Annotated in this window: 13 protein-coding genes; 6 read left to right on the top strand and 7 right to left on the bottom strand. The window is 59.6% G+C overall.

All coding sequences use genetic code 11. The features are described 5' to 3' along the window. Positions 1 to 15: 15 nt before the first annotated feature. The 5 genes from ARC85_RS05175 to ARC85_RS05155 all read right to left on the bottom strand — a co-directional run bounded on the left by ARC85_RS05175 (position 16) and on the right by ARC85_RS05155 (position 5,222). Complete coding sequence (locus ARC85_RS05175; protein ID WP_286714443.1) at positions 16 to 1,308, bottom strand: DUF945 family protein; 1,293 nt, start codon at positions 1,306 to 1,308, stop codon at positions 16 to 18. Positions 1,309 to 1,350: 42 nt separating this feature from the next. Further along, positions 1,351 to 3,489, bottom strand: a complete 2,139-nt coding sequence (ppk1, locus tag ARC85_RS05170) for a polyphosphate kinase 1 (protein WP_286714442.1) — start codon at positions 3,487 to 3,489, stop codon at positions 1,351 to 1,353. Positions 3,490 to 3,541: 52 nt separating this feature from the next. Then, a complete protein-coding gene (gene hemB / locus ARC85_RS05165) occupies positions 3,542 to 4,591 on the bottom strand; it encodes a porphobilinogen synthase (RefSeq protein ID WP_286714441.1) in 1,050 nt (349 codons plus the stop codon). A gap of 149 nt (positions 4,592 to 4,740) precedes the next feature. Continuing rightward, on the bottom strand, positions 4,741 to 4,962 hold the full coding sequence (locus ARC85_RS05160) for a hypothetical protein (RefSeq protein ID WP_199452941.1): 222 nt from the start codon (positions 4,960 to 4,962) through the stop codon (positions 4,741 to 4,743). Next, positions 4,959 to 5,222, bottom strand: a complete 264-nt coding sequence (locus tag ARC85_RS05155) for a hypothetical protein (protein WP_199452939.1) — start codon at positions 5,220 to 5,222, stop codon at positions 4,959 to 4,961. The genes ARC85_RS05160 and ARC85_RS05155 overlap by 4 nt, the downstream gene beginning before the upstream one ends. Before the next feature lie 9 nt (positions 5,223 to 5,231). Between ARC85_RS05155 and ARC85_RS05150 the strand changes: the two genes are divergently transcribed. The 4 genes from ARC85_RS05150 (at position 5,232) to panP (ending at position 9,948) form a co-directional block, all read left to right on the top strand. Next, positions 5,232 to 5,861, top strand: coding sequence for a TetR/AcrR family transcriptional regulator (locus ARC85_RS05150; protein WP_286714440.1), 630 nt, complete (start codon positions 5,232 to 5,234; stop codon positions 5,859 to 5,861). A 2-nt stretch (positions 5,862 to 5,863) separates the two neighbouring features. Continuing rightward, a complete protein-coding gene (locus ARC85_RS05145; RefSeq protein WP_286714439.1) occupies positions 5,864 to 7,555 on the top strand; it encodes an isovaleryl-CoA dehydrogenase in 1,692 nt (563 codons plus the stop codon). 187 nt (positions 7,556 to 7,742) lie between these two features. Continuing rightward, positions 7,743 to 8,090: a DUF503 domain-containing protein gene (locus ARC85_RS05140; RefSeq protein WP_286714438.1), complete on the top strand. Its 348-nt coding sequence runs from the start codon at positions 7,743 to 7,745 to the stop codon at positions 8,088 to 8,090. Positions 8,091 to 8,271: 181 nt separating this feature from the next. Continuing rightward, positions 8,272 to 9,948: a pyridoxal-dependent aspartate 1-decarboxylase PanP gene (panP, locus tag ARC85_RS05135; RefSeq protein ID WP_286714437.1), complete on the top strand. Its 1,677-nt coding sequence runs from the start codon at positions 8,272 to 8,274 to the stop codon at positions 9,946 to 9,948. 159 nt (positions 9,949 to 10,107) lie between these two features. Here the strand turns inward: panP and ARC85_RS05130 are convergent, their stop codons facing one another. Further along, a complete protein-coding gene (locus tag ARC85_RS05130; RefSeq protein WP_031210303.1) occupies positions 10,108 to 10,374 on the bottom strand; it encodes a hypothetical protein in 267 nt (88 codons plus the stop codon). Between the two features lie 100 nt (positions 10,375 to 10,474). Further along, a complete protein-coding gene (locus ARC85_RS05125) occupies positions 10,475 to 12,040 on the bottom strand; it encodes an inorganic phosphate transporter (protein WP_286714436.1) in 1,566 nt (521 codons plus the stop codon). A 195-nt stretch (positions 12,041 to 12,235) separates the two neighbouring features. Between ARC85_RS05125 and ARC85_RS05120 the strand changes: the two genes are divergently transcribed. Together ARC85_RS05120 and ARC85_RS05115 are read left to right on the top strand one after the other, a co-directional pair. Continuing rightward, entirely contained in the window at positions 12,236 to 13,339 is a 1,104-nt protein-coding gene (locus tag ARC85_RS05120) for a GGDEF domain-containing protein (RefSeq protein WP_286714435.1), read from the top strand. A gap of 66 nt (positions 13,340 to 13,405) precedes the next feature. Beyond that, positions 13,406 to 13,852 carry a flavodoxin gene (locus ARC85_RS05115; RefSeq protein ID WP_286714434.1) on the top strand — a complete coding sequence of 149 codons (447 nt, stop codon included), beginning with the start codon at positions 13,406 to 13,408 and terminating at the stop codon, positions 13,850 to 13,852. Positions 13,853 to 13,874: the final 22 nt, after the last annotated feature.

The raw sequence follows: 13,874 nt of genomic DNA, 5'->3' as shown, positions 1-13,874 counted from the left end.
GCGGGTCGTTGAGATTCAGAGCAGCGGAGGCAGGGGGATTTCCACGTCGTTTACGGTGAGTACCAGATCCTCCATCCGGCCATCCATGACCAGGCGCTCACCGTTCTGAACCAGCAGGCCCTGTTTGATCAATGGCGCCACCTGCATACGCACGGCGGGATAGTCTTCCGCAAGGGCAACCGGCATGCTGAAATTCACACTCCCGGTCAGCGCCTGCATGACCATCAACATGTTGTCACGCTGTTGATCGGAGAGCTCCGGATGGCTGATGTCCAGTGAGCCGGTAACTTCCCCTTCAGGCGTTGCCAGACTGAGCTCCCGGATCCCCATGGAAAAGCCTTCGGCAGCAAGACTGCGGAGGGCTTCGTTAAAACGCTGCATCACCGCCATCTGTTGTTCAAACGCGGCCCTCGGGTCGTCTCCGGCGGTCAAAGCCAGTGCCTGCATATCCGCCATGGCGCCACTGAAGTCATTCCAACTGGCCACATCCAGGTTCTCCAGCGCCACCTCCAACCGATGCGGCCCAAAGGCCTGATCCGCCAGAGCAGCCGATTCCAGCGACAGGGTAACCTGCGAGTCCAGGCGCTCGCCGTTCTGGCGGGCATCACTGGCGCTTTCAAGCGACATCCCGGCCAAGGTCATTGTGGGAGCCTCAGCCCCCTGCAAGGTCAGGTTATCCACGGTCATCACGCCAGCGCCGGTCCAGATATCCCCCACCAGCCATTCCATGCTCTGTTCCATATGGACGTTGTCGATCGTCACATCCATTTCCGGATCGCTGAGGCGGATAGCCGGCCAGACCACCAGCAAGTCTGCCGCTTCACCAAGACGCCCAACATCAATCCGCACCAGACCGCCACTGCTCTTGAGTGAGGTCTCCCGCTCCGGGTTATCAATGTCCATCACCGGTGCTGTCAGCTCAAGCGTGGCGCTGCCCCAGAGCCGGGTTTCCAGCGTCAGACTGGGCTCATCGTCCGGAAACCAGTCAGCCCCCTCTGGCTGCCACCCCTGGCGCGGGCGGAAATCCATCAGGCTGCCAGTTACGCCATGGGACACCTGGATTTCGATCGCTATGGTGTGAGAATCCCCGGTCTCAGGATCTCTCAGGGTCACGGTAGCGGATACCTCGGAACCAAGCACACCACGACGATACTGCTCGGTCTCAAGATTCAGAAAGGGCTGGGCCCGGTTTACTTCCAGTGTTGCTTCACGCCAGTGCTGCTCGGTGACATAGCCCACACCCCAGGGAGCACCGCCAGCCACCAGCAGTACGGCCAGACCGGCCAGGGTCCATTTTTTTAGTTTCAAGGTATCCGTCCTGTGTTTTTTTTCGGTGCCGGCCCACCGGCCTCAGTTGGGTTTGCCGGTCAGGCGCTCCAGCAGGACCAGCTGTGATGCCAGTCGCTCTTCACCTTCCCCGGGCTGATTCTGAATGTAACTGCCATCGGGCTGCAACACCCAGGCCTGGCAATTGTCCGCCAGATAGGTATCCAGATCTTCCCGCAGGCGTGCAATCAGCGCGGGCTCCTCAACCGGGAACGCGGTTTCGACCCGGTGCAGCAGGTTGCGCTCCATGCCATCAGCACTGGAACAATACACCTCCGGCCGGCCACTATTACCGAAATAGTACACCCGCGTGTGCTCCAGGAAGCGGCCGATCACCGAACGCACCCGGATATTGTCCGAGAGTCCCGGCACTTCCGGACGCAGACAGCAGATGCCACGGATGACCAGATCAATCTTGACCCCGGCCTGGGAGGCCCGATACAGGGCCTTGATCATCTGCGGCTCGGTCAGGGCATTGAACTTGAAGATAATCCGCCCCTGCTCACCATAGCTGGCCTCTCGTTCGATCAGACTGATCAGACGGTTGTGCAAGGTAAACGGCGCATGAAACAGCTTTTTGATCTTCAACGCCTTGCCCATGCCGGTTAACTGCTGGAACAGCTTGTTGACGTCATCGCCGATGGACTCGTCACAGGTCATGAAACTGTAGTCGGTGTACAGGCGTGCGTTCCCGGCATGGTAATTACCGGTGCCCAGATGCACGTAGCGCCGCAGGCGGCCTTCTTCCCGGCGGACAATCAGGATCATCTTGGCGTGGGTTTTGTACCCGACCACACCGTAAACCACGATCACGCCGGCTTCCTGCAGCCGACTGGCCAACTCCAGGTTCTCGGCTTCGCTGAAACGGGCTCTCAGTTCGATAACCGCCGTCACTTCCTTGCCTCGACGCGCGGCATCGGCCAGGGCCTCGACAATTTCCGAGTCGGCACCGGTGCGATAAAGCGTCTGGCGAATGGCCAGCACCTGTGGATCCTTGGCTGCCTGGCGCAGCAGATCCACCACCGGGCTGAAGTTTTCATAGGGATGTAACAGCAGCAGGGGCCGTTTGCGAATGGCATCGAACATGGATTCCTTGCTGCGAATCTGGCGCGGAATCGACGGCGAGAAGCTGGAATAGGTCAGGTCTGGGCGGTCCACCAGGCCACCCACCGCCATCAGGCGGGTCAGGTTTACCGGGCCGTGGACCTGGTAGAGATCCCGCTCGGTGAGGCCGAATTCCCGCAGCAGGAACTGCACCAGCTCCTCCGGGCAGTTATCCGCCACCTCAAGACGGACTCCATCGCCAAACCGACGGCTCAGCAGCTCGCCGCGCAGGGCCGACGCCAGGTCTTCCAGATCGTCTTCCAGCTCAAGGTCCGCGTTCCGGGTCAGCCGGAACTGATAGCAACCCTTCACTTCCATACCCGGGAACAGCTCATCAGCGTGGGCGTGGATCATCGAAGACAGGAACACCAGATTATCACCGCCGTTGCACACCTCATCCGGCAAACGCACCAGGCGCGGCAGGGAGCGAGGCGCCGGCACGATCGCCATCCCGGTCTCGCGACCAAAGGCATCCTTGCCGTCCAGCTCGACGATGAAGTTCAGGCTCTTGTTCACCAGGCGGGGGAACGGGTGTGACGGATCCAGCCCGATCGGGCTGACCACCGGCAGAATTTCCTCGTCAAAGTAATTACGCACCCACTCGGCCTGGGCCGGCGTCCACTCACGGCGTCGGACAAAGTGGATGTTCTCCTGCTCCAGCTCCGGAATCAGGACATTATTGAGAATGTCGTACTGTTCGTGGATATAGTCGTGGGCAACGCGGCTGATCTCCGCCAGCACCTGTTCCGGCAGCATGCCGTCGACACCCACGGTTTCACGGCCATACTTCATCTGCTGGCGCAGGCCCGCCACCCGGATTTCAAAGAACTCATCCATGTTGCTGCTGAAAATGCAGCAGAAGATCAGACGGTTTATCAGAGGGTGCGTGGTATCCAGCGCCTGCTTCAACACCCGGTAATTGAACTGCAGCTGGCTCAGTTCGCGGTTGAAGTAGTTTTCGCTCGCATCCAGATTCACTTCCTCACCAACGGGTGGAAGATCCACCGGCGCCGGGACGCTCTGTTCACTGCCTGTCTCTGTCACGGTTTCGCTTGTCATTGCTCTTTGTATCCATCGTTGAGGCGGGCTTCGGCCACCAGCCGCTGCCCGGTTATGATCGCTGTCGCTCCCGCATCAGCCTGGCAGCGCGCACGGCGAAATAGGTCAGAATGCCATCGGCACCGGCCCGGCGCATGGCCATCAGGCTCTCCATCATCACCGCATCGCCATCCAGCCAGCCGTTTTGAGCTGCGGCCATGTGCATGGCGTATTCGCCACTGACCTGGTACACAAACGTTGGCACCTGCAGTTCGGTTTTCACCCGGCGCACAATATCCAGATAGGGCATGCCCGGCTTGATCATCACCATATCCGCGCCTTCAGCCAGATCCATGGCCACCTCGTGAATGGCCTCATCACTGTTGGCCGGGTCCATCTGATAGGTGGCCTTGTTACCCTTGCCGAGGTTGGCAGCCGAGCCGACCGCATCCCGGAACGGGCCGTAATAACTGGACGCATACTTGGCAGAGTAGGCCAGAATCCGGGTGTTCACATAGCCTGCCCCTTCCAGGGCCTCACGAATGGCCGCCACCCGACCATCCATCATGTCGGACGGTGCCACCACATCGGCACCGGCATCGGCATGGGACAGGGCCTGGTTGACCAGCGCTTCGACCGTGACATCGTTCAGCACATAGCCATCGTTGTCGATAATGCCGTCCTGCCCGTGGGTGGTGAACGGGTCCAGTGCCACATCGGTAATCACCCCCAGTTCCGGATGCGCCTTTTTCAGCGCACGAACCGCCCGCTGGGCCAGGCCATCAGAATCCCACGCGCCGGAGCCGGACAGGTTCTTTTTCTCCGCCGGCACTACCGGGAACAGCGCCACGGCGGGAATACCCAGCTCTACCAGTTCCGCCGCCTGCTCCACCAACAGATCGATGCTCAGACGCTCGACCCCCGGCATGGAAGGCACGGCTTCACGCTGATTCTCGCCTTCCAGCACAAACACCGGGAAAATCAGGTTATCGGGTGACAACTGGCTCTCCCGAACCAGACGCCGGGAAAAATCACTGGCACGATTGCGACGTAAACGGGTGAACGGATAGGCTCGACTGGAGTGCGCAAGACTCGGCTTCGACACGGATAACCTCCTGAACATGGATGGCCTTGGAAAGTGATGACATCATACACCCCAGAAGCCGCCCGTTGCAGGCCTGAGCCGAGTGTGCCGTTGACAGATGACAAAGAGATGACAGATAAACGGAGTTGCCGGGACAACGGAAGCCGCTGCCCGGCGAGAAAACGCCATCAGAGGGAACGGTTGTTGAACCCGATCTCCACCTTGCGCGGGGTATCAGAACGGAAGGTGGTGTCCACCTCCTGTATCTTTCCGCCGCCTTGCAGAAAGGCTTCAATATCTGCCTGCAACTGGGCCCGAACCCGGGCACGGCCGGCAATGGAATGGTTATCGTCGCTGTCGCTGGTCCAGCTGCTGGACTGCTCCAGATTGCTTTCGTCGAATTCACTCATGGTTTATCTCCATCAACGAAAACAGCTTTACGGGTGGCCAGATGCTCTGGAAGACGCACCCCGTCTCGACTGCCGGCCATCTGACGGCCCGTCTTGGCGTCTTTATAATCTGCTTTCATGACTGACGCTATTTCCTGACAACCACTTTTTTGTAATTTTTTGTAATCACAGATAACCCATTGTTTTGAAAGCTCAGATAACAGCACTTCAACGGCACTGAGAATTGACACAAAGAATGAATATTGATTCAATGCTTGCAAGGAGCCGGCATGGCCTATCGTGAAACTGAAAAAATGCGCCAGCGCAAAGCCGAGGCGCGAAAAAAGATCATTGAATGCACCTGGGAGTGCGTATCCGAAGGCGGTTTTCGCAGCGCACGCATTACCCGCATCGCGGGGCTGGCGGGCGTTGCCACGGGCACCATCTACCGCCACTTCGAGTCACGGGAGGACCTGTTCGCGGAAATCTTTCGCCTGGCCACCCAGCGTGAAGTCGACAAGGTTGCCGAAGCACTGGCAGTAGACGGCAATGCCGTTAAACGCCTGGATAACGCCCTGCGCCAGTTCGCCCGCCGGGCCCTGAAAGGCCCGATGAAAGCCTGGGCACTGATTGCCGAGCCGGTAGACCCGAAAGTGGAAGAAGAGCGACTGGTGTATCGCAAAGCCTACGCCAGCCTGTTTGAACAAGCGATCCGGAGCGGCATAACCGAAGGCTGCATACCGGACCAGGATGCCCGCCTCACCAGCACCTGCCTGGTTGGCGCCATCTCGGAATCCCTGGTGGGGCCGCTGTCACCGACCCAGACAGAAACACCGCCGGGACACGACAACAACGAAGATGAGCTGGTCGACACCATCGTTTGCTTCTGCCTACGGGGGTTAACCGGCACCAGGAGCTAACCATGAACAGCCCGCAGCGCAAGACCGAGTCCACCGACGATAACCGCTACCTGTCGGCCACCCACGAGGTCATCAACCAGCCCCGACCGCTGGAGAACTACAACCTCTACGAACAGGACACCGCGCTGCGGGAAGCCGTTCTGCGGGAAGGCGCAGGCTTCGCCAACGACGACCTCACCCGCTTTGGGGCCTGGGCCGGCCTGGCCGACACCATCGAACTCGGCAACCAGGCCAACGCCAACAAACCCAGCTTCCGCACCCACGACCGCTACGGCCACCGGATAGACGAAGTCACCTTCCACCCGGCCTACCACGAACTCATGCGCGTAGCCCTGGAAAACGGCCTGCACAGCTCCCCCTGGACCAACCCGGGCAAAGGCGCCCACGTGGCCCGGGCCGCCAAGTATTACCTGCACTCCCAGGTGGAAGCCGCTCACTGTTGCCCGATCACCATGACTTTCGCAGCGATCCCGTCGATCCAGAACCAGCCGGACCTGGCCAGGCTCTGGGCCCCGAAAATCCTCGCCAACGAATACGACAGCCGCAACCTGCCGGATAGCGAAAAAACCTCCGTCACCATCGGCATGGCCATGACCGAAAAACAGGGCGGCAGCGACGTGCGCGCCAACACCACCCGCGCCTACGCCATCGGGCAGGAAGGCCCCGGCCAGGCCTACGAGCTGGTCGGCCACAAATGGTTCGTCTCCGCCCCCATGTGCGACGCCTTCCTGGTACTGGCCCAGACCACCAGCGGCCTGTCCTGCTTCCTGATGCCCCGGTGGCGCCCGGACGGCACCAAGAACCCCTGGCAGGTACAGCAACTCAAGAACAAAATGGGTAACGTTGCCAACGCCTCCAGCGAAGTGGAAATCCGCGGCGCATTGGCCTGGATGGTCGGTGAAGAAGGCCGCGGCGTCAGAACCATCATCGAAATGGTCGCCATGACCCGCTTCGACTGCATGATTGGCAGCGCCGCCGGCATGCGCCAGGCCGTGGCCCAGGCTACGCACCACTGCCACAACCGCAGCGCCTTCGGCGCAACCCTCAGCGACCAGCCGCTGATGCAGAACGTCCTGGCCGACCTGATCATCGAAAACGAAGCCGCCCTCGCCTACACCATGCGCGTCGCCCGGGCCATGGACAACCAGAACAACGAACACGAACGCCTGCTGGCCCGCCTGGCCACCCCCGTAGGCAAATACTGGATCTGCAAACGCACCCCCAACCACGCCTACGAAGCCATGGAATGCATTGGCGGCAGCGGCGTGATGGAAGACTGCATCATGCCCCGACTGTTCCGGGAATCCCCGGTTAACGCCACCTGGGAAGGCAGCGGCAACGTCCAGTGCCTGGACACCCTCCGCGCCCTGCAAAAAGAACCCGAAACCCTCGACGCCTTCTTCAAAGAAGCCGCCGAAGCCAAAGGCACCGACAGCCGCTTCGACCAGTACCTGGCGCAACTGCAACACGACTTCGCCGACATCAGCGACTTCCAGTACCGCGCCCGCAACCTGGTCGACCGCATGGCCCTGACCATGCAAGGCTCATTGTTACTGCGCTTTGGCGACAAACACGTCGCCGATGCCTTCTGCGCCTCCCGCCTGCAAAGCAGCGGCGGCATGAACTACGGCAACCTGCCCTCCGGCACCAACCCGGCAGCGATTATCAAACGGGGGACGCCTGTAGTAGGCTAAAGACATTCACGGAGGCAAAACGGTTATGCAAACCGGACTCCCCCTATAAGGTTCATGAACATGCGGGGGATGCCTTTCCAAAACCTTGTGGAGCCATGGATGGCGGAACAGAGCGTACAGGGAAGTATTCACAGCGTGTTTTGGAAAGGCATCCCCCGCATGTTCCAACTCCAAGGTTAAGGCCACGATGTCGGACGCCCTTAGAAAACTGCTGAAAGAAGGCAAAACCCCACAACAGCACCAGGATATTACCCCCCACGTAGGCGTCCTCACCCTGCACTTCCAGCTCTACGGCTGCGAAGACCTAAAAGCCAAACGCAAAGCCTTCACCGCCATGAAAGCCATCTGGGGCAGAGAACCGGACCTGGCCGTGGCCGAAACCGCCGACCACGACGCCCTCGACTGCGCCACCTGGACCATCGCCGCCCTCGGCGCCAGCGCCCAGCAGATCACCCAGCGCCTCGATCAGGTCGAAAAAGACATCCAGGACCGCATCGACGCCGCCATCCTGGATGTACACCGGGAAATTCTCTAACCCGGACCGCTGGCCCGGCAGGCATGGCGTCATTGCCTGACAGGTCTTATACTACGCAGCCTCAGGGAACCAATGCCCCGCTTGGCGGCTGGCAGACATTTTCGCAACCGGGCCATGCCCGGCTCCATCCGATGGGTTTCCGGAACCAACCCATCGGATACCACTGAATGTGTGTGGTGCTATGACCGGAAAGAAAAAATCCGCCCAGGCCTCGTTGGAGGCAATGTATCGCGTGTTCACGGTGCCCGAAGCGCCGGAGTCGACCCTGAGCCGGATCGACCAGGACATCTCCCGCAACCTGGCCGGATTCCTGCAGGAACACATCGTCGCCATCGAACGGGACCTGTCCGAAGTCGAGAAAGACTTCTCCGACTACGTCATCCCGGAGAAGCCCGTTTTTGTCTCCGAGCAGACCCAGTTTCTGCTCGACAAACTGGTGGCCAACTCCGTTCATACCGCGTCACCCGCGTTCATCGGCCACATGACCTCGGCACTGCCCTACTTCATGCTGCCGCTGTCGAAGATCATGATCGCCCTGAACCAGAACCTGGTGAAAACCGAAACCTCCAAGGCGTTCACGCCCATGGAACGCCAGGTACTGGGGCAGATACACCGGCTGGTGTACCAGGAAGACGGTTCTTTTTACCGGAAATGGATGCACGACCCCCGGCATGCGCTGGGCGCCATGTGCTCGGGCGGCACGGTCGCCAACCTTACCGCCCTGTGGGTTGCCCGCAATCGCGCCTTCCCGGCCGAAGGCAGCTTCCGCGGCCTGCACGAAGAAGGCCTGTTCCGCGCCCTGAAATACTACGGTCATGAAGGCGCCGCCATCGTCGTCTCCAAACGCGGCCACTACTCGCTGCGCAAAGCCGCCGACGTCCTCGGCCTTGGCCGGGATGCCCTGGTGCCGGTGGAAACCGACGAATTCAACCGGATCCAGACCGACGCCCTGCGCGACAAATGTCTGGAGCTGCAGAAACAGAAAATCAAAGTCATGGCCATCTGCGGCGTGGCCGGCACCACCGAAACCGGCAACGTCGACCCGCTGGACGCCATGGCCGACATCGCCCGGGAATTCGGCGCCCACTTCCACGTCGACGCCGCCTGGGGCGGGCCAACCCTGTTCTCCCGCACCCACAAACACCTGCTGCGCGGCATCGAGAAAGCCGACTCGGTCACCTTCGACGCCCACAAACAGCTCTACGTACCCATGGGCGCCGGCCTGGTGGTCTTCAAGGATCCCAGCCTGGCCAGCGCGGTAGAACACCACGCCCAGTACATCATCCGGAAAGGTTCCCGGGACCTCGGCAGCACCACCCTGGAAGGCTCGCGCCCGGGCATGGCCATGCTGATTCACTCAGGCCTGAAAATCCTCGCCAGAGAAGGCTACGAAATTCTCATCGACCAGGGCATCGACAAAGCCAAAACCTTTGCCAACATGATCGATGAACAACCGGATTTTGAACTGGTCACCCGCCCGGAACTGAACATCCTGACCTACCGCTATTGCCCGGAAGATGTGCGCCAGGCACTGGCCATGGCCGATGAGCTGCAGGCAGAAAAGATGAACACCTGCCTGAACCGCATCACCAAGTTCATTCAGAAAACCCAACGGGAACGCGGCAAAGCCTTCGTCTCCCGAACCCGACTTGAGCCCGCCCGTTACTACCACTTCCCGTGCATTGTGTTCCGGGTGGTTCTGGCCAACCCGTTAACAACGCCGGATATTCTGGAAGATATTCTCAGGGAGCAGAGGGAACTGTCGAAGGAAGATGGGATTGCCGATGAAATGGCCATCCTGCACCAGATGGCTGCGGCGGTTTTGAAGCAGAACCAGAAAGAGGCCAGGCAGGCCTAGTGCTTCCGGAATACAGCTCCGCGGCGTGGGGCGGGGCTTGTGGGAGCCCTTTCCAAAACCTTGCGGAGCCATGGATGGCGGAGCAGAGCGTACAGGGAAGTATCCACAGCGTGTTTTGGAAAGGGCTCCCACAAGCCCCAACCTACTCCAAAGCCAGAATCAGTAAAGCGCCTCTTCGTCATCCAGCACCTCGTGCAGGATTTCCAGAAACATCTTGTCGGCCTCACTCCAGCTCTCCGGAATCCGGATCGTGGTATTGGCACTGATCTCACGAGCCATCAGCTCATCGGCATTGGCCTCGCCCTTGTACTTGCGGGCAATCTCCATGGACTTCACGGCAATCGTCGGATCGCTCATCACTTTCTTGATGAACACCCGCAACTCTTCAATCATCCGCGCCTGACGGCTCTCGACAGATGAACTCATGTTGTACTCCCCGAATATGGATAGCGACAGGCCACGCCTGCCGGATGCATTACCTATAGTATGGACAAAGCGCGGGGCCATCACCAGCCCCGCACAACGGTCAGACCATCAGGCCACGCAGGGTAAAGAACAGGAACGCCGCCATAATCGCTGACGCCGGCACGGTAATGATCCAGGCCGCGGCAATTTTCACCAGATGGGAGCGCTTGACCATCTCCTCACGGTATATCTTCTTCAGGCGCTTGCGCTCCGACTTGGACAAAGGCACCTGCTGCTTTTTCTTCTTCGCCTGTTTCAGCAGCTTCTCCATTTCCTCCACCGAGGCATTACGGAAATCATCCAGGAACGGCTTGAGGCGTTCCTGCTCGACCGGGTCATGGTGTTCGATGATCTTGTGCAGCTGGGTCGCGTAGTTGGATTTCAGATACTCACGCAGGAAGCCGACACCGAAAACGCCACCAATGGCAATGTGGGTGGAACTGACCGGCAGGCCAAGCTGGGAAGCCAGAATCACCGTCAGCGCCGCAGACAGCGCAATACAGAAGGCCCGGGTCTTGTCCAGTTCGGTAATCTCCGAGCCTACCGTTTTGATCAGGCGCGGCCCGAACAGCATCAGCCCGACCGCCAGCCCCAGGGCGCCTACCAGCATCACCCAAAGCGGGATCTTCGCTGAGGTAACCACGCCACCGCCAGCCTGAATGGCATCATTGATGGCTGCCAGCGGGCCAATGGCATTGGCCACGTCGTTGGCGCCGTGGGCGAAGCTCAACAGGGCTGCGGCAAAAATCAACGGCCAGGTGAACAGGGTATTTACCCCCTGCGCACTGTTTTCCATGGTCGAGGCTTTGCGGCCCACCAGGGTGCGCATCACGAAGAACACCACTCCTGCCACAACCAGGCCGATCACCGAAGCTTCCACCATGTCCACTTTGACGATCTTCTTGACGCCCTTGATCATCAGATAGGTGGAAAAGGCCCAGGCCATAATCGCCACCAGCCAGGGTACAAAGGTACGGGCAGAGGACACCAGATTCTGGCGATACAGTACGGTTTTCTTGATTGCGAACAGGAACAGCGCCGCCAGGGCACCGCCCAGAACCGGCGAAATCACCCAGCTTGCGGCAATCTTGCCCATCACCGCCCAATCCGCAATGGCCCAGCCTCCAGCGGCAATTCCGGCCCCCAGGACACCGCCCACGATGGAGTGAGTGGTTGAGACCGGCGCGCCCATCCAGGTGGCCAGGTTCAGCCACAGGGCGCCCGCCAGCAGGGCCGCCGTCATTAACCAGACAAACGCGCGCGGGTCTTCCAGAGTGGTCGGATCGATAATCCCGCCTTTGATGGTAGACACCACATCGCCGCCAGCAATCAGTGCGCCAGCGGCTTCGAATACGGCCGCCAGAAGCACTGCCGCACCCAGCGACAGGGCTCCGGACCCGACCGCCGGCCCGACATTGTTGGCGACATCGTTGGCACCGATATTGATTGCCATGTAGCCACCAATGACCGCGGCGGCCATCAATAACATGGCGTTAGGCAGGCCCTGGCTGAAGGAACCAACCACAAGCCAGACACAAAGAAGGAAAAGTACACTTAGTCCGACCCTGTACCGTTCCGTGGAGGGGCTGGTGAGAAGGTTATCCAGAAAGCTGCTGGAACGGGCCATACCAATTGATTCTCTTGTCTTGTGGACAGAAGGGGTTTGAGCAGTGTTCGCCGGGGGCAAACTATAAATTTTTTGCCATCAAATTGAAACAAATCCCGGTTAATGGCCCCCTTCACAATCCTGATAGTTAATGCTGCAATCAAGATGGTTTTTGACGCATAATTCCCGAAAATATGTCAAAAAGAATAACAGTTAATGACAGATACCAGCCTTACCAGCCACACCCAGTCCAGCGAGCATGAGGAGCTTCAGATCTCCCGGCTACTGAATGGCCTGTCAGCCATGGCGATTCTGTTTCTGGCCGGGATCGGCGCCAAAGCCTGGTATGCCGATCACTATTTGCACGCCTGGGTGCTCTGGGCATTCGTTGTTCCGATCACTCTCAATATTGGTTGGTACGCCTGGAGTCGGGACCGAACGGTCCAGAAAGGGGGCCTGCTGGTTATTGTCGGGCTGCTGTTCACCTATCTGATTGCCTCCGGCGGCGAGGGCAATACCGGCCCGCTCTGGTTTTATGTGTTCCCGCCCCTGCTGTTCTACCTGACCAGCCTCAAGGGTGGCACCGCTATCCTGCTGTTCTGCTACCTGCTGGCCATCCTGGTGTTCCAGTTTCCCGACATGCCGGGGGTCAGCGCCGAATACAGCACCGACTTCAAGATCCGTTTCTTCGCCACACTCACCTTCGAGTCGATCTTCTGTTTCGTGCTGGAAGCCGGCCGGTTGCGGGCCCGCAACAAACTGGTGGCACTCGCCCAGGCCCACGAACACGCCGCCCGCACCGACGAGTTGACCGGGCTGGCAAACCGGCGAGACATGCAGAGCCGACTGAACACCGAGTTCTCCCGGTTCGAGCGCTCCGGCCATCATTTTTCCGTCGTTCTGATTGATCTGGACCTATTCAAACGCATTAACGATGACTTTGGCCACGATGCCGGAGACGAGGTTCTGCGCCAGTTCGCGGATCTGGTCCGGCAGATTGTCCGCCAGTCGGATGTGGCTGCCCGCTGGGGCGGTGAGGAATTTCTGCTGCTATTACCCGACACCACTTTGCTACAGGCACTCACCCTGGCTGAGCGCCTGCGCGCAGAAGTGGCAGCCACCCGCTTTCACCATCGGGAACAAACCCTGCCAGTCACCATCAGTGCCGGGGTATGCTCCATTTCCAAATCCGGATCGATCAACGAACTGCTCAAGCAGGCCGACGTACAGCTATACAACGCCAAGGAGAGTGGCCGGAACCGTATTGCCCCAAGAGTACGGAGTCAGAACGCCGGGCCCGGCCCACAGACTTCGGCTTGAGCCGAACCAGCCACGCCTTTACTATCTGCCCCGAACATCCCTACCCCATCAACACAGGCAGTCGTTATGGCAGCAATTCGCATTCTTACCGGCAGCGTTTACGGGGGCGCCCTGCTGACAGCGCGCCGTATCAAGCAGGAACTGGAACCCGAAGGCCACACCGTCACGGTTCTGGAAAATCCAACCCTGGCCGATATCACCAACAACCACGACGCGTTGCTGGTGTGCACCTCCACTACTGGCCAGGGTGAAATCCCCGACAACCTGTTGCCGTTTTATCTGGACTTGCGCGAACAATTGCCTCAGCAGCCTGGCCGCCCCTTTGGCGTGATCGTGCTGGGCGACAGCTCCTATGGCGACACCTTTTGCGGCGCCGGCGACCTGATGGAAGAAGCACTTTATGAAACCGGCGCCCGTAAGGTCGGTGACACCCTGCGGATTGATGCACTGGAAACCATGGAGCCGGAGGCGGAAGCCCTGCCCTGGGTCCGGGATTGGATTAACGGGATTTGACCAATTATTACACAAGTTACCA

The organism is Marinobacter sp. tcs-11, assembly GCF_002049515.1.
Classification (GTDB): domain Bacteria; phylum Pseudomonadota; class Gammaproteobacteria; order Pseudomonadales; family Oleiphilaceae; genus Marinobacter; species Marinobacter nauticus.
Note: the sequence above shows the minus strand (reverse complement) of the source record. Positions and strands in the feature narration are given on the sequence as shown.